The sequence below is a fragment of the Collinsella sp. AM13-34 genome, from assembly GCF_003473055.1.
Lineage (GTDB): Bacteria > Actinomycetota > Coriobacteriia > Coriobacteriales > Coriobacteriaceae > Collinsella.
Window position 1 is genome coordinate 24,330 of record NZ_QRLE01000022.1, and the last position, 15,926, is coordinate 40,255.

The 15,926-nt window shown below is 60.2% G+C and carries 14 protein-coding genes; 5 read left to right on the forward strand and 9 right to left on the reverse strand.

The window, feature by feature from the left end; genetic code table 11:
- Positions 1-18 precede the first annotated feature (18 nt).
- The 6 genes from DW151_RS08790 to DW151_RS08815 all read right to left on the reverse strand — a co-directional run bounded on the left by DW151_RS08790 (position 19) and on the right by DW151_RS08815 (position 6,469).
- Positions 19-240, reverse strand: a complete 222-nt coding sequence (locus tag DW151_RS08790) for a FeoA family protein (protein ID WP_006234774.1) — start codon at positions 238-240, stop codon at positions 19-21.
- Positions 241-279: 39 nt separating this feature from the next.
- Positions 280-522 carry a FeoA family protein gene (locus DW151_RS08795; protein WP_022094360.1) on the reverse strand — a complete coding sequence of 81 codons (243 nt, stop codon included), beginning with the start codon at positions 520-522 and terminating at the stop codon, positions 280-282.
- 192 nt (positions 523-714) lie between these two features.
- Entirely contained in the window at positions 715-963 is a 249-nt protein-coding gene (locus tag DW151_RS08800) for an HPr family phosphocarrier protein (protein WP_158571684.1), read from the reverse strand.
- 421 nt (positions 964-1,384) lie between these two features.
- Positions 1,385-2,848 carry an amino acid permease gene (locus DW151_RS08805; protein WP_118335445.1) on the reverse strand — a complete coding sequence of 488 codons (1,464 nt, stop codon included), beginning with the start codon at positions 2,846-2,848 and terminating at the stop codon, positions 1,385-1,387.
- 153 nt (positions 2,849-3,001) lie between these two features.
- A complete protein-coding gene (locus DW151_RS08810) occupies positions 3,002-3,457 on the reverse strand; it encodes a hypothetical protein (protein ID WP_117842808.1) in 456 nt (151 codons plus the stop codon).
- 3 nt (positions 3,458-3,460) lie between these two features.
- Positions 3,461-6,469, reverse strand: a complete 3,009-nt coding sequence (locus DW151_RS08815; protein WP_117797114.1) for a glycoside hydrolase family 2 TIM barrel-domain containing protein — start codon at positions 6,467-6,469, stop codon at positions 3,461-3,463.
- Positions 6,470-6,845: 376 nt separating this feature from the next.
- Here DW151_RS08815 and DW151_RS08820 point away from each other — a divergent pair, with 376 nt between their 5' ends.
- On the forward strand, positions 6,846-7,862 hold the full coding sequence (locus tag DW151_RS08820; protein ID WP_117817674.1) for a LacI family DNA-binding transcriptional regulator: 1,017 nt from the start codon (positions 6,846-6,848) through the stop codon (positions 7,860-7,862).
- A 305-nt stretch (positions 7,863-8,167) separates the two neighbouring features.
- Here the strand turns inward: DW151_RS08820 and aspS are convergent, their stop codons facing one another.
- Positions 8,168-9,955, reverse strand: coding sequence for an aspartate--tRNA ligase (aspS, locus tag DW151_RS08825; RefSeq protein ID WP_118335446.1), 1,788 nt, complete (start codon positions 9,953-9,955; stop codon positions 8,168-8,170).
- 256 nt (positions 9,956-10,211) lie between these two features.
- Here aspS and serB point away from each other — a divergent pair, with 256 nt between their 5' ends.
- The 4 genes from serB (at position 10,212) to DW151_RS08845 (ending at position 13,214) form a co-directional block, all read left to right on the forward strand.
- Positions 10,212-10,847, forward strand: coding sequence for a phosphoserine phosphatase SerB (gene serB / locus DW151_RS08830; protein WP_118335448.1), 636 nt, complete (start codon positions 10,212-10,214; stop codon positions 10,845-10,847).
- Positions 10,848-10,961: 114 nt separating this feature from the next.
- Positions 10,962-11,744, forward strand: a complete 783-nt coding sequence (gene larB, locus DW151_RS08835) for a nickel pincer cofactor biosynthesis protein LarB (protein WP_118335449.1) — start codon at positions 10,962-10,964, stop codon at positions 11,742-11,744.
- 10 nt (positions 11,745-11,754) lie between these two features.
- Positions 11,755-12,672 carry a LarC family nickel insertion protein gene (locus DW151_RS08840; protein ID WP_118335451.1) on the forward strand — a complete coding sequence of 306 codons (918 nt, stop codon included), beginning with the start codon at positions 11,755-11,757 and terminating at the stop codon, positions 12,670-12,672.
- A 2-nt stretch (positions 12,673-12,674) separates the two neighbouring features.
- A complete protein-coding gene (locus DW151_RS08845) occupies positions 12,675-13,214 on the forward strand; it encodes a TetR/AcrR family transcriptional regulator (RefSeq protein ID WP_118335452.1) in 540 nt (179 codons plus the stop codon).
- A gap of 302 nt (positions 13,215-13,516) precedes the next feature.
- On the opposite strand, the gene larD is transcribed toward DW151_RS08845, so the two are convergent.
- Complete coding sequence (gene larD / locus DW151_RS08850) at positions 13,517-14,248, reverse strand: D/L-lactic acid transporter LarD (protein ID WP_117655513.1); 732 nt, start codon at positions 14,246-14,248, stop codon at positions 13,517-13,519.
- A 49-nt stretch (positions 14,249-14,297) separates the two neighbouring features.
- Complete coding sequence (gene larA / locus DW151_RS08855) at positions 14,298-15,575, reverse strand: nickel-dependent lactate racemase (protein ID WP_233543381.1); 1,278 nt, start codon at positions 15,573-15,575, stop codon at positions 14,298-14,300.
- Positions 15,576-15,926: the final 351 nt, after the last annotated feature.

Here is a 15,926-nt window from a genome sequence, read left to right on the forward strand (position 1 = left end):
AATATGTGCCGCCGGCCCTTACTGGACCTCGACGACGGCAGCCTCCTCCTTGCGGATGGAGAGCTCGTAGCCGCGCACGTTGATCTCGACCGGATCTCCGAGCGGTGCAACCTTTACGACCTTGAACGAAGTGCCCTTGATGAGCCCCAGGTCCATAAGGTGACGGCGAAGTGCGCCCTCGCCGTGAAGTTTGACGATGGTAGAGCTCTCGCCCACCTTAACGTCACCCAACGTCTTCATATTCTTTTCCCCCTTTCAGCTTTTATGGAATGCTGCGAACTAACCGACAGTCATGATGTGCATGGCAACCTTGGAATCGATGCCAAAGCGCGCGCCGAGCACGGTGACGATGATATTGGCGCCACTCGAGCTCACCACGTGAATCTCGTTGCCCTCGACAAAGCCGAGGTCCTTGAGGTGGTGCTTCATGTCCTCATTGCCCTTTACGCGAGACACGCGCACGGTTTCGCCCGCTTTTACCATCGAAAGCGGCATAGCCGGCATCTGCGGTCCGCAAGACATGAGTGAGCTCCTAACGTCAGTTCGTCCTCAACATCGACGCAGCAAAAGTTAACCACGTCTATGTTCGCTACAGTAAACTAGCACGTGGCTAACTTTTTGGAAAGGGTTCCTATTCAGTTTTCGGAAAAGTTTCCTATATGCAACAAAGAAAGATGTGACAAAGGGACTGTCCCTTCGTCACATTGTTGCGCTTTAGAGCGAGAGGTTTCTGATCGACGTGACGCACGAGGCCTCGTCCACGCCCGAAACGCGAAAGACGATGTCCTCGCCGCATTCGCCGTAGAGCGCCATGAGCCCCATCACATCGCGACCGTCGGTATGGCGCTCGCCGATACTGACCGACACGTCGCTACGGTGCTTGGCAATGATGTCGTAGAGCAGCGCAACCGGGCGGGCATGCAGTCCCAACGGATCTTTAATCGTCTTTGTAAACTCGACCATGTCCCCTCCCACGATATCGCACATTCGGCCAGCAAACCCAGCCACGTGGTAGTTATTGTAGCGTTAGATGCTTGTCGAGAGCTCCTCTGAACACCTCGTGGGCAAAAAGTGGCAAATATGAGTACTGTCACCAATTTAGTAGCAGCAAAATCGAGAGCAAAGTGCCTACTTTGAGCGATTCGAAGAGGTTGAAAGCCGTCAAACGCCCTTTAAAGGGGGTTAGATAAATTGATTTTGAGCCCATTTTCGCTCAGAACGGGCCGAAAAATATGACACCTCTTTTGCAACAGTACTCATATTTGGCATTTTTTGACCACGGGATCCAAAACCATGTCCCAAAACACAAAAGGAGGGACCTCGTAAGGCCCCTCCTTAGGAAAGGGAATCGATTTATTCCACAGCCGCAGATTAATCCTAGCCGCTACTCCATCATGTCGAGGACGGAGGGGCGAAGCTCGCTCTCGGCAGCCTCGGGATCGGTCTCGCGCAGGCGGTTGATGTAGCGGTTGTACCACATCACGGCAAGGCCCAGGAAGATAACTACACCGCCAACGTTGTAGACCAGTGTCAGCCACAGAGGCTGATCGAGCGGGATGGTGCCGCAGATAAGCACGAAGCAGAAGACCACAAGCAGGAATGCAGCAATGGCCAGGCCAAAGGTACGCGAACCCATGCGGAAGCCACGGGGAGCAGCGTCGAAGTTCTTGCGCAGCATAAAGTAGGCAAGCAGGATCAGCAGCGGCGGGAGCAGAGCGGTGGCAGCCGTCATGTTGGTGACGATCATGAGCAGGTCGTCTAGGTTGCCGGAGCCCAGGGCCGGGATGATCAGGATGGGGACGACGATGGCAAACTGCAGCCAGGCAGCGCGGGCAGGAATGCCGTGCTCGTTGAGCTCGACGATCTTGCTACCAAAGACGCCCTTGGGGATCTCGGTGAAGAAGACCTTGATGGGAGCAGAGGTCCACATCATGAGGGAGCCCAGCGTGGCAGCGAGAAGGATCAGGCCAATGACGCGCGTGGACACTTCCATGGGAATGCCAAAGTGGGCAAAGACAGCGCCGAATACGTCGAAGATACCGGTGGAGATGGCAACGCCGCCCTCGGGAATGAACAGGTTGACCAGCAGCGAAGCGCCTGCATACAGAAGGCCGATGGTCAGGACGGCGATAACGACGGTGCGCACGAAGGCCTTGACGCCACCCTTAAGGTCGTTAAGGAACACGCCGACAGACTCAGCGCCGCCAACGCCCTGGATGATCCAGGCAAGCGTACCGAAGAAGCCCCACATAGTTGCGAAGTTGGTCGTGTCGGGAGCCATGTTAGCGGGGGTAGGAGCCGTAGCGAACTCGACGCCGCCAAAGGCAGCAGCCAGGGACAGCAAGATGAACACGGCAGTCAGGCCGAGAGCCGCGGTCGAGCCGAAGGAGGAAATGGAGCCGATCCACTTAGCGCCCTTGGTCGAAACCCACGTGGCGATAGCAAAGACGACGATCTCGATAATGGTGATCCACAGCTGCGAGAGCTCGGCATTGGCACCAAAGAACACGTAGCTCGCGTAAATGATGACGTTAGGCAGGACGGACGCAAAGTAGAACAGGTTAACGAACCAGTAGCTAAACGCCGTCAGGAATGCCCAGCGGCCGCCCATCGAGGTCTTGACCCAGGCGTACACGCCCGACTCGGAGTCCTTGTTAAGGCCGACGAACTCGGCGGTAACCAGGGTATAGGGGACAAAGTACAAAAGCGTGGCGAAGAAGAACGACGGCGCAGCTGCCAAGCCGATGGCCGCGTTGTTGTTGATGATGTTCTTGATACCGAACACGGCGGCGACCGTCATGCCCAGCAGAGCGAACGAACCAATCGTTCCTCGTTTTTCAGAGCTCATAAGCCCTCCCAATCATCCGTTATATCTCATCTAAAACCGTCCGGACTGCAAGCGCAATCGTGGACGGCGCACCTGCTAAGGGGAATGGGGAAAAGGGAGTCAACAAAGCCATCCCCCTTAACGGCGCTAAGCAAACGCCCAAACGGACGAATACTACTTGTTGGGGAAGGAATAACCTTCAACCGTCACGTGCAGTACCACGACGCGGGAATCCGCGACATCGGCCACGACACGGTAGGCCTCGTCAATTTCGACGACGGCAACGCCGCCGGCGGGAATCGTCACGGTCTCCCCCATACCCTCAAAGCGCTCGCGATCGTCGATATCGCTGTAAGTGCGCGTGCAGGTAAGATCCGCCTTGGAAGCCACCTCGACGGTCAGGTCGCCGTCGAGCGGAGCGAGCACGGCATGGTAGCGACGGTGACCGACCAGATCGGCGGTAGCGGCCTCGCGGGCATAGACCCACCAGTACACCAACGAGTCGCCGATGGAGTAAGCCACGTCGTGCTGCAGGTCGGCAACGCCATCGAGCGCCTGACCGGTGCGCATCCACTTCTTGACGGACTTCATCTGAGCGTCGAAATCGGCGCGCGAGTTAAAGACATGCATGACTTATGCCTCCTTAATGGGTGCCAGCGCCTGAGCCAGATCGGCAGACGTCAGCGGTCGCAGGGACACCTCAAAGCTGAAGCTCTCAAAACGGGTGCGGTAGGAATCGAGCACCTCGGAACCCCAAGAGTTCGAACCAAGGCCGAGCAGCTGGTCGTTGATATTGACCGTAACCGTGTCGCCCTTGACAAGGTCGTAGACGTGCTTGGCGTTATCGATGGCCTCGCAGCTATAGGGCCATGCCGAGAACGAGAACGGGTTGGAAGCGGCGTCGCTCGGACGCGTCACGACCAGACCGTCACCGTGGCTAGAGCGCAGGGCGACCCAACGGGTGCCCTCGCGGTTAGCACAATCCTGAGGCATAACGTAGGGCGTGAACATGTCGTCGACCGTAGTGCGGTAATGACCGACCGGGTTGGCGCGCAGCGAGTCCGGATAGTTCTCGCCCGGGCCGTGGCCATACCACTCGACGGCACGATCGCAACCGGGGACCTCGAAGGAGATGCCGATGCGCGGGATGATATCCGAGTAATCGCCGTAGGGCTCGCCGGAAACCTTGAGGTCGACGCGACCGCTCGGAAGCACGGTGTAGACGAGCTCGACGCGCATGCCGAACGCGCGGACGGGAGGAGCGATACGCTGGCTCACGGTAACGACGACCGCATTGCCATCCTGCTTCCAAGAAACCTTGCGGGTAGACGTCTGCATCACATCGATGAAGTTGTCCTTCCACAGTGAGTCATACTCCTGGGCATGGTTATCGACGAGCGGATGCCAAAAACCAACCTGGGGACCAGAGGCCATGACGTCGCGGCCGGATGCCTTCCACTCGCTCACGGTACCGTTGACTTTGCTGAAGGTCAGCTCGCCGTTGAGGGAGTGGATGCGGATCTCCTGCTCGGTCTCCTCAACCGTAAGCTCAGGACGAGCGGGGGCCACGATGGTCGGCGCCGGATGGTTTGCGATGGCAAACTGGCTAGCGCCCAGCTGGAACATCGGCTCGCACCAGACGTGAGCGGCCATGGTGTAGGCGCGCACGGTCAGCAGGGTCTCGCCCACTGCGGCCTCGCGAATCACCAGTGGCAGCTGGACGGACTCGCCGGGGGCAACCGCGCCGGGCATGAGCGTCTTGCGGCAGACCACGTCGCCGTCCACCAGGGTCTCGGCCGACAGGCAGACATCCTCGAGGGTGGTGAACCAACGCTTGTTGGTGACGGTCAGCTCGCCTGCCTCGGCGTCATAAGCCATGCGGACCGGGCAGATAACCTGGCCGTACTCGGTAAGGCCCGGACTCGGCTGCTGCCAGGGGAACACCATGCCATCGATGCAGAAGTTGCTGTTGTTGGGGTAATCGCCGTTGTCGCCACCATACATATCGTAGGCAACGCCGTCCTCGGTCACAGCAGCCAAACCGTGGTCGCACCATTCCCAAATGAACTGGCCCTGGATGCAATCCCAACGATCGAAGACCTCCTGGTACTCGGACAGGCCTCCGGGACCATTGCCCATGGAGTGACCGTACTCACAGTTGATGCGCGGCTTGGGGAATGGGTGCTCGCCAAAGTCGTTCATCTGCGAAACACGGGAGTACATCGTGGAGATAACGTCGACGGTATCGGCGTTGCGGTCCTCCTCATAATGGACCGGACGATCATCGAGCTCGTGAGCCTTGGCGTACATCGCGCGGATGTTGCAGCCATAGCCGCTCTCGTTGCCCATCGACCACATAATGATGCAGGCGTGGTTGCGCTCCTGCATCACCAGGCGCTCAATGCGGTCGACGTAGGCCGGCTCCCATGCCGGATCGTCGGTGACCAGGGCGATGTTGCCGATATTCTCGAAGCCGTGGCTCTCCATATCGGTCTCGGCGACCAGCATGATGCCATACTCATCACACAGCTCGTAGAAGCGCGGGTCATTGGCATAGTGAGAGGTGCGCACCGCGTTGATGTTGTGCCGCTTCATGAGCTCCAGGTCGCGGCGCATGCGATCGAGGCCCACGGCGCGGCCCTTGTGATCGTCGTGATCGTGGCGGTTGACGCCATGCATCTTAAAGTAGGTGCCGTTGAGGTAGATATGATTGCCCTCGACCGTCACCTCGGCAAGACCCTGGCGATGCGGAACGTACTCGCTGGCCTCGTCGCCATCGTAGACCTCAAACGTAAGGTCATAGAGGAAGGGGTCCTCGGGATTCCAGAAGTGGGCATCGGCAACGCTGCACTCGGCATGGCCGTCGACGCACTCACCCGTAGCCACCACGTTTCCGCCATCGCTGAGCGTATACACAACGCGGGTAGCGCCCTCGGCCACCGTATCGAGCGTGATCAGAGCGGCATCGCCCTCGCGGTGCGTGCGGAACCTAAAGTCGACCAGGTGCGCGGCGGGACGCTGCATAAGGTACACATCGCGGAAGATGCCCGAGGCCCACCACATGTCCTGATCCTCGATATAGCTGCCATCACTGTACTGCAGAGCCTTGACCGCAAACAGGTTGTCGCCCTCGACGAGCGCGTCGGTCACGTCAAACTCGGCAGACAGGCGCGAACCCTTGGTCATGCCGATAAACTGACCGTTGACGTACAGCTCACCATAGCTCTCGATGCCGTCAAAGCGAATGATCTCGCGAGCGCCGGCAGGCACGGCGGGAAGGTTGACGATGCGCTGGTAGACGCCCGTGGGGTCGTCGGAGGGAACGAACGGCTGATCCACCGGGAACGGGAAACCCTCGTCGGTGTAGGCAAGGTTGCCATAGCCATCCACCTGCCACAGGTGCGGAACCTCCACGTGATCCCACTCGGGCTCGTACGTGGAGAGCTCCTCGTTGGAAACGGCAGCAGGCCCCTCAAAGAGGCGGAACTGCCACGAGCCGGACAGCTGGACAAACCCGCGCGACAGCTCGCGGCTGTACGTAGCGGCGAGATCGGCGGTCTCGTAACCCATAAAGTACGCATGGGGTGCCAGGCGGTTCCTGTGGGTGAGCGCTTGGTTTTCCCAATCGTTAATGGCGTCCATGGTGATGCTCCTTCGTCATCGTAGTGATTCTTGTGCAACCGGTTGTCCTTATCTTACGGGCGATGCAAAAAATTGTGCAACCGGTTGTCCGCTGAACGGTCGATTTGGTCGGATTAACGGTGCAACCGGTTGTACAGCTGCGACACTTATGTCACCCTGAGTATCGAAACTCAGCGCAAAACATCGTTCTTAAGCTCGTAGGCAACCGCCACGCCCGCTGATATCTCACCCACACGAGACGTATTCGATTGCGGCTTGGTTGCAAAACGACACCTGTCACCGGATATCATGAACGCTGTTCAGGTGCACTATAGTAAGCTGTATCCGCACCAGCCCGTATCAGTGACAACATCGACCGCATTTTCCAGGAGACGCCATGACCCAACCAGTTCGCACCGCACCTACGCTTGCCGAGGTTGCCGCAGCTGCCGGCGTGTCGCGCTCCACGGCATCGCGCGCCCTCAACGATTCGCCCCGCATTAGCGAGGAAACCAAAAAGCGCGTCCGTGCGGCGGCCAAGAAAGTCAATTTTGTCCCCAATGCCCGTGGCCGAGCGCTCGCTGTCGGGCGCACGGAAATCATCGCCGTGCTCGTGACCGAGCCCCTGAGTGAACTCTTCAGCGACCCCACCTATAGCGAGTTTTTGAGCGGTATTACCGAGGAACTGTCGGAGTCGTCCTATCTGCCCGTTATCTTGCAGGCGTCTTCTACGCATGAGCGCAACCGCGCACGCGAGCACTTTGAGCGCCGCTCGTTCGACGCCGTGATCGACGTCTCCCCCTACAAGGGCAGCGAGCTGCTCGAGGTGCTGCGCGAGCTGGGCGTACCCACCGTGTTGTGCGGCCAGCTCGAGGGCCACCCCTATCGCGATGTGTTCTCGACGGTCTACTCTGACGACGAAGAGGGCGGACGCTTTGCGGCACACGCCATGAAGGAGCGCGGGCGCAAAGATATCGTCGCCGTGTTGGGACCGCAAGACAACCCCGCTGTTGTCGACCGCCTGCGCGGCTACCGCGCCGTCTTGGGCGAAGACCTCCCAGACGCAAACGTTATCTATACCGGCTGGAACAGCGGAGACGGCTATCAGGCCATGCGCCAGATCCTCGCGCGCAAGATTGCTTTCGATGGCGTGCTCTGCGGATCGGACCGTATCGCGGCTGGCGTCATCACCGCACTCAACGAGGCAGGCCTATCTGTTCCGGCGGAAGTTTCTGTCGTCGGCTTCGACGATCACGAGATTGCGACGCGCTGCGTCCCCGCACTCACGACCGTCCGCCAGCCCCTGCGCGAAGAAGGCCACATGGCCGCCAACATTGCGCTCGACATGATCAAGGGTGCCGAGCCCACCACCACCGTCATGCACATGCAGCTCGTTCAGAGAGACTCGCTGTAGGAAACTGGGCCGGGCTTTCCGCCAGACAGTTGCTGTGGAAAGCCCGGCCCGTTTTGAGCGCTCATTCTGGGACACAGTTTCCGTTAGACAGCTCAACCGGAAACTGTGTCCCATTATTTTGCCGAATTCTGGGTCGCGCTTTCCCAGAGGACCCCCTTTGGGAAAGCGCGACCCGTTCTGGACGCAGATTCCGGGACGCACTTTCCGCGACGCCCGGTCATCCCATGCCCTCACAATCTCGGCGCATAAAAAACGAGGGAAGGCGCGCGTCCTTCCCTCGTTACGGGCAATAGGTAGCCGCTCGCCTACATCAAGCGCAGGCTGACGTCCTTGAGCTGGGCGCCGGAAACGGCACTCGGGGCGCCCGACATGAGGTCGGAGCCACTGGCCGTCTTGGGGAACGCCATGACGTCGCGGATGGAGTCGGAGCCGGTGAGCAGCATGCACACGCGGTCCAGGCCCAGGGCAAAGCCGCCCATCGGGGGCGCACCAAACTTGAGAGCCTCCATGAGGAAGCCGAACTGCGACTCGGCGCGCTCCTCGGTAAAGCCTAGGAGCTTGAGCATGGACATCTGCATTTCGGCGTTGTGGATACGCATACCGCCGCCGCCGGCCTCAAAGCCGTCCATGACAAAGTCGTAGGTGCAGGAACCGGCTGCCAGCGGGTCGGCCTCGATCTTGGCGATGTCGGTCTCGGTCGGCAGGGTGAAGGGCTGGTGCTCGGCAGCATAAGCCTTGCGATCCTCGTCCCAGTGGAACAGCGGGAAGTTGACGACCCACAGGAAGTCGTGGCCCTCGCGCTTGACCTCGAGCGCATTGGCCATGTGGGAACGCATGCCGCCCAGGATCTCGTCGGAGAGCAGGCGCGGGCCGGCGGCGAACATCACAAGGTCGCCGGGCTCGACGTCCATGCGCTCGCGCAGGGCAGCCATCTCCTCGTCCGAGAAGAACTTGACGATGGGGCTGTTAATGGAGCCGTCCTCGCGGAAGGCGATCCAGGCAAGGCCCTTAGCGCCAAACGTGGAGGCCACGCCGGCGAGCTTGTCGATCTTGGCGCGAGCCCAGGCACCGGCACCCTTGGCGTTGATGGCCTTGACGACAGAGCCCTCCTCGTTTGCGGCAGTCGCAAAGACCTTGAACTTGGAGTTGGCAAAGATGTCGGTCAGGTCGACCAGGTGCATGCCATAGCGGGTATCGGGCTTATCGGAGCCATAGGTGTCCATGGCCTCCCAGTAGTTCATGCGACGCAGCGGCGTGGGCATCTCGACGCCCATGCGGCCGAAGGCATCGGCCAGGACCTCCTCGAGCGCGCTCATGACGTCGTTCTGGTCCACGAAGGACATCTCGATATCGACCTGGGTGAACTCGGGCTGACGGTCGGCACGCAGGTCCTCGTCGCGGAAGCACTTGGCAACCTGGTAGTAGCGCTCGACGCCACCGACCATAAGCAGCTGCTTCAGGAGCTGCGGGGACTGCGGCAGGGCGTAGAAGTTGCCCGGCTGAATACGGCTGGGAACGATGAAGTCGCGAGCGCCCTCGGGCGTGGACTTAAACAGGGAGGGCGTCTCGACCTCCATGAACTCACGGTTGTGCAGCGCCTCGCGAATGGCAAAGGTAAAGTCGGAGCGCAGCTTGAGGTTGGCCATCATCTCGGGACGACGAAGGTCCAGATAGCGATAGCGCAGACGGGTGTCCTCGCTGGTCTCGATGCCGTCCTCAATCTGGAACGGCGGGGTGACGGATGTGTTGAGCACCTCGGCGTGGTCGGTGAGGACCTCGATCTCGCCGGTCGCGAGCTTGGTGTTGGTGGTCTCCTCGCCGCGGGCGCGCACGACGCCGTGAATCTTGATGGGCCACTCGGGACGCATGGTCTCGGCGATCTTAAAGGCATCGCCGTCGGAGTGCTCGGGGTCGAAGGTGAGCTGCGTGATGCCCTCACGGTCGCGAAGGTCGCAGAAGATAAGGCCGCCGTGGTCGCGGCGACGGCTCACCCAACCGGCGAGGGTGACCTCTTCGCCCACGTTCTCGCGGCGAAGCTCGCCGCAGGTACGGGTGTGCATGGAATGCTCGTCGATGGGACGGGTCTGGCTCATACCAGTGATCCTCCTTTATGGATCTGTGCCGCCCCGTGTCGTTCCGGGCGGCGTCGTACAGATTTGCCCGGCCTGCGTAAACCGCGCAGCCAGACATGGCGTTCTATCTTATCGCACCTGTGTCGATGTGCCGCGGAAAAGTAGCTCCTGCCCAAAGACTTGACGGAGACGAAACAATTGACACGCCGCGGCACCCGCCCGCACTCGTCACGTGCGACAATATGCCCCAATAAAACAGCACTCGGAAAGGCCCGCCATGACTGCACGCCTCATCGTTATGGATATCGACTCCACGCTCATCAACCAGGAGGTCATCGACCTGTTGGGCGAAGAGGCCGGCGTGGGCGAGCAGGTGGCACAGATCACCGAACGCGCCATGCGCGGCGAGCTTGACTTTAAGCAGGCGCTCGAGGAGCGCGTGGGGCTGCTCGCCGGCCTGGACGAGAGCGTGTTCGAGCGCACCTTTGAGCGCGTGACATTTACCCCCGGCGCGTTGGAGCTTGTGCGCTCAGCGCACAGCAAGGGCTGGAAGGTCGGCGTGGTGAGCGGCGGCTTTCACGAGGTCGCCGACAAGATCGTGGCTGCCACGGGCATCGATTTTTGCCTGGCCAATCGTCTGGAGGTCGTGGACGGCAAGCTCACCGGTAAGTTGGCTGCCGACATTGTGACCAAGGAGTCCAAGCATATCCAGCTGCTGGACTGGGCAGTTGAGTGCGGCGTCGATATGGCACACACCGTGGCAATCGGCGACGGGGCAAACGACATCCCCATGATCCAGGCCGCAGGGACGGGCATCGCGTTTTGCGCCAAGCCCAAGACGCGCGAGGCCGCCCCGTTTACCATCGACGAGCGCAACCTGATGCTCGCCATGGACATCATCCTGCGCGACTAGTCGATCCGTCTAACAATTGAATCAGTCTGTCCTATAGTTTCCGAACAATTTTGTCTTAGTGTTCGGAAATATACCCTTTGAGTGCTAGACTTTGCGCCGTCGAAGGGAACATATATGGATAAGCGAGATCTTGAGCAATTGCTGAGCGATGTTGCCGGCGGAGCAGTCACCCCTGCCGACGCCCTCACGCGCATCCAGACGGCTCCAACCGCCGATTTGGGCTTTGCGCAGCTCGATCTTTCGCGCGGGGTGCGCCAGGGAGCCGGCGAGGTTGTCTACGGGGCCGGTAAAACCGCCGATCAGATTGCCGCCATTATCGAAGCACTGCGCGATGCCGGCCAGGAGCGCATCCTGGTCACGCGCCTGGATGCCGAAAAAGCCGCGCGCACCGCTGAGCTTCTTGGCAACGGCATCGACCTGGGATATGTCCCGGACGCCCAGCTCGCCCTGGTGGGTGGCAAGCCCTCCCCCAACGGCAACGGACGCATCGTCGTCGCCTGCGCCGGCACGAGCGACCTGCCCGTTGCCGAGGAAGCCGCGTTGACGGCCGAGTTCTACGGCAACGAGGTCGATCGCCTCTACGACGTGGGTGTCGCCGGCCTGCACCGCCTGCTCGCTCATGCTGAGGAACTTGCCCAGGCGCAGGTGGTCATCGCCATCGCCGGCATGGAAGGCGCCCTGGCGAGCGTCATCGGAGGCCTTGTGAGCTGTCCGGTCATCGCCGTCCCCACCAGCGTGGGCTATGGCGCGAACTTTGGCGGCGTTGCCGCGCTGCTCGCCATGCTCAACTCCTGCGCCAGCGGCGTTTCGGTCGTCAATATCGATAACGGCTTTGGTGCCGCCTACCAGGCAAGTCTTATCAATCATCTGAGCGCCGGCACGTCCTGCGCCCGCTAAGGAGCATTTCATGTCCAACCATCACCACACGCTTATCATCGACGGCACCTCGGGCATCAGCGGCGATATGACCGTCGCGGCCCTGCTCGACCTGGGCGCCAGCGAGAAGCATCTGCGCGAGCAGCTCGCCACGCTGCCGGTCGACGGCTTTGAGATTGCCGTTACACGCGCAAACAAGCATGGCATCGACGCCTGCGACTTTGACGTTCAGCTGGCAGAGGAGCTCGAGAACCACGACCACGACATGGCCTGGCTCTACGGCAACGAAGCGCCTGCCGAGCACACGCACGAGCATGAGCACCACCATCATGATCATGGCGGGCATGAACACGAGCACTGCCACGAGCATGACCATGAGGCCCACGGTCATGGCCACGAGGGTCACCATCACGCCCGCGGCCATCACCACCGTTCTTTGGCGGACGTCACCGCCATCATCGATGGCTCGCAGCTAAGCGATGGCGCCAAGCGTCGCGCGATCGCCATCTTTACCGCGCTCGCCGCCGCCGAGGCCAAGGCCCACGGCAAAACGCCCGAGACCGTCATGTTCCACGAGGTGGGCGCCGTCGACTCCATCGTCGACGTCTGCTCTGTCGCCGTCTGCCTCGATGACCTTGGTATTGAGGACATCGTGGTCGAGTCGCTCTCCGAGGGTCACGGCACCATCCGCTGTGCCCACGGTCTCATGCCCATTCCCGTCCCCGCTGTCGTCAACCTGTGCCAGGCGGGCAATATCGCCCTCACGCCCGCACCGGTCGCCGGCGAGCTCGTGACGCCCACGGGTGCCGCCATCGTCGCCGCACTACGCACGTCCGAGCACCTGCCAGCCCGCTACCGCATCGAGGCCGTCGGCTACGGCGCCGGCAAGCGCCCTTACGAGGGCTGCTCCGGCACGCTCCGCTGCCTGCTCGTTCACGTGGATGCATAGCCATGGATGCCCGCAAGGCAAAAAGCCGCGCCGCTATTGTCACGGCGTTTTCCGAGCTCCTGCGCGAGGAGGACTACGGCAAGATCACCGTCGGCGATATCATCGCGCGCGCTCACGTAGGCCGCGCGACATTCTACGGCCTCTTCAAGAGCAAAGATGACTTACTGTCCGAACTCGTGAGCGACATCTGCACCCACGCCCTCGATGATGACGGTACGCCCCTCGATGACCCACTCGTACAGGTCGAACATATCCTCAACAACCTCTGGGAGCGCCGTCAGGGTGTACGCGCCCTCGTAGCCGGCGCCGGCTCACGCGTCTTCGCCGACTGCTTACGCAAGACCATCATGTCACGAGCAGCCGAAACCGTCCCCACCGACCCAAACGGCCCCGCCGCCACCATGAACCGAAGCTTCCTACTACACCACATAGCCTCAAGCTTCGTAGGAATGGTCCAATGGTGGGCCTGGCACAACTTCCAAGCCCCAAAAGAGGACGTAGCCAAAGACTACCTATCAGCCATTAAGCCCCTCTTCAACTAAGTAAGAAGCTCATCCCAAAGCATCACCCCAACCCAGGGCGCCACGCATCCCAAAGTGTCAACAACAGCCCAGCGCCCCTATCAGCAACAAGCCCCTCCCATCCAAATTCAGATTTATATGTTGGGTTGCTTGTTCCAACGCGACTAAAATCCCGCAGCTGGCCGCATGGGGTAACTTCCCAGCGCATTCCGCAGGACGCAAAAAGGCTCGCCGCACGAAGTGCGCAGCGAGCCTTTTTGCATGTCCGAGGACGCGCTGGGAAGTTACCCCATGCGGCCAGCGGACAACTATGTAGCCTTGGACTAGAACATGCCCAAGAAACCATGCACAAACAACGCAGCCACGATGGCACCGACAAACGGAGCGATGCCAGGAACAAGCAGGCCGTACTTCCAGTTGTTGTCAGCCTTGTTCTTAATCGGCAGCACCTGATAGGCCATGCGAGGACCAAGGTCACGAGCCTGGTTCATGGCGAAGCCAGTGATGCCGCCCATGCCCATGCCAACGGCCCAAACGATCAGGCCAACGCAGATGGCGAGCATCAGAACGTTCTCGCCGGCGCGGCTAGCGGCAGCAAGGATAGCGCTGATGAACACAAAGGTGCAGATAGCCTCGCAGAAGAAGTTACGGGCATAGTTCGTGCCCTCGGTGGTGGGGTTGGTCGAGAAGATGTTGCGCTGAGCAATGGGGTCGACGACGTCCTCGGAAGCCTTGAACTCATCGGCATACATAAACCAGGCGATTACGGCACCCACAAAGCCGCCGAGCATATCGGCAATCATGAAGGGGATGCAGCTGCCCCACGGCACCAGGCCGACGATGCACTGGGCAAGCACCATGGCGGGGTTCATGCACACGGCGCCGCCAAAGACAAACAGGCAGACCGAGATGCCAAAAGACCAGGTGGTGATGGCAAACATATGGCCGGAGCCCTGATACTTAGTGCCCTTGAGCACCGTATCGCAGTGCACGCCCACGCCAAAGATGATCATGAGGGCCGTTGCGCCGAATTCACAGAGGAGTTTGGTAAGCATAAAACCTTATCTTTCTTGTCGGTTATAAACGATTCGTTTAGGCCGCGCACTAGTGCTGCGCGACGACAACGCCCAGGCCATCGGGAATGACGGCAACCTTGGCATCGGCACCCTTCATCTCAAAGGCGAGCTTGAGCGCCTCCTCGATAGTGTTGACCGGCGTCATGTGCATATCCTTGAGTATCTGGTGATCGCACAGGTCGGTGACCATGATCACGGGGTGATGCGCCAGGATGCGGGCAAAGATCTGGCTCGTCCACTGATCGGGCAGGGTCTCGTCCTTGGGACGATCGATGCAGGCGCGCTCAAATTCTGCCGGATCGTTGTCGGCGATGTTGTGATAGAAGCCCTCGCCGCCGTGACCGTCGGCACAACCGGCGACATCGATGATCACGCCGCCCTCGGGAAGCGTGGCCTCGGCAGCGCACATACCCTTCACAGCCTGGTAGATGTTCTGGTCGAGCGGGTAGCCGCCGTTAGTGGTAATGGCAATCTCGCACTCGACGGGCTCAACGCCGGCAAGGCTCTTCACGAACTCGCAGCCAGCCTCGTGCGCCTTGTGGATGTCGCCGGCAAAGGAGCCGATGACCTCGTGCTTGCCGTTAAGCACCACGTTGAGCACAAAGGCAAGGTGAGCCATCTCGGCGGCGGCGAACATGTCCTCGCTCACGTGGTTGTGGCACAGGTTGCCGGCACGCGAGTGGGAATCGTTTACAAACTGACCATTGTGGTTGTACATGATGGTCTTGTAGCTGGCGATGCCAGGCAGGACGGACTTGCGGCTACCAGAGAAACCGGCAAAGAAGTGCGGCTCAATAAAGCCCTCGGCAAGCAGCAGATCGCAATCGGCCGCAATCTTGTTGATGATGCACTCGCCACCAGAAGGCAGGGTGCCGATCTTTTTCATCATGCTGTCGTCAGTCGCGACGTGCATAACGATTTCCTCGTTGGCAACGATCTCCTCGCCGTACTTGTTGACGAGCTCCTCGTGCGTCGACGGACGATGCATACCCGTAGCAACCAGAATGCGAACGCGCGCCTCAGGCGCAGCGGAATGGATGTGATGCAGCAGAATAGGCATCGTCACACGCGAGGGAACGGGACGCGTATGATCGGAGCTAATGATGACAATATCCTTCTTGCCAGCACAAAGCTCCTCGAGCGAAGGCGAGCCGTAAGGGTTGGCAAGCGACTCCTCCACCAGATCTTCCTGCGATTTCGTGGTCTTAAACTCGTTTTGATGACCTTCCATCACACCCGCGAAGTTCTTATCCTCGAGTTCCAGATGCAACGTCTTGTGGTCAAACGGCAGTTCACATTCAAACAATGACGAGCGCCCTCTTCCTTTCAACTGACACACTAGATAAACCGTTGGAAGGATACGCCGCTCACCGAAAAACACCACCGTCCACCGAGTCATTAACACAACGTTCATATTTGACCCACAACAAAACGGCCACGATCCCAAACGGAGCCGCGGCCAAAAAGCCCACACCGCACCCCACATTAGGCGCGAAGCGCGCCATATCCCCCCAGCCGCAATCCGCCGAAGACCGAGAACGAAGGGGCCCGACGGGTTTCCCTCTGAATGCATTCCGCAGCACGAAGCCCCATCAAAAAGCGCGAAGCGCACTATCTTTCCCCCAGCAGTAATCCGCCGAAGACCGAGGACGAAGGG

Coding starts and splice junctions, on each gene's coding strand:
- DW151_RS08840 (WP_118335451.1), top strand. CDS start 11,755: ATGTCCAACCATCACCACACGCTTATCATCGACGGCACCTCGGGCATC.
- DW151_RS08805 (WP_118335445.1), bottom strand. CDS start 2,848: ATGAGCTCTGAAAAACGAGGAACGATTGGTTCGTTCGCTCTGCTGGGC.
- DW151_RS08815 (WP_117797114.1), bottom strand. CDS start 6,469: ATGGACGCCATTAACGATTGGGAAAACCAAGCGCTCACCCACAGGAAC.
- DW151_RS08795 (WP_022094360.1), bottom strand. CDS start 522: ATGTCTTGCGGACCGCAGATGCCGGCTATGCCGCTTTCGATGGTAAAA.
- DW151_RS08845 (WP_118335452.1), top strand. CDS start 12,675: ATGGATGCCCGCAAGGCAAAAAGCCGCGCCGCTATTGTCACGGCGTTT.
- DW151_RS08790 (WP_006234774.1), bottom strand. CDS start 240: ATGAAGACGTTGGGTGACGTTAAGGTGGGCGAGAGCTCTACCATCGTC.
- larB (WP_118335449.1), top strand. CDS start 10,962: ATGGATAAGCGAGATCTTGAGCAATTGCTGAGCGATGTTGCCGGCGGA.
- DW151_RS08810 (WP_117842808.1), bottom strand. CDS start 3,457: ATGCATGTCTTTAACTCGCGCGCCGATTTCGACGCTCAGATGAAGTCC.
- serB (WP_118335448.1), top strand. CDS start 10,212: ATGACTGCACGCCTCATCGTTATGGATATCGACTCCACGCTCATCAAC.
- larD (WP_117655513.1), bottom strand. CDS start 14,248: ATGCTTACCAAACTCCTCTGTGAATTCGGCGCAACGGCCCTCATGATC.
- DW151_RS08820 (WP_117817674.1), top strand. CDS start 6,846: ATGACCCAACCAGTTCGCACCGCACCTACGCTTGCCGAGGTTGCCGCA.
- aspS (WP_118335446.1), bottom strand. CDS start 9,955: ATGAGCCAGACCCGTCCCATCGACGAGCATTCCATGCACACCCGTACC.
- DW151_RS08800 (WP_158571684.1), bottom strand. CDS start 963: ATGGTCGAGTTTACAAAGACGATTAAAGATCCGTTGGGACTGCATGCC.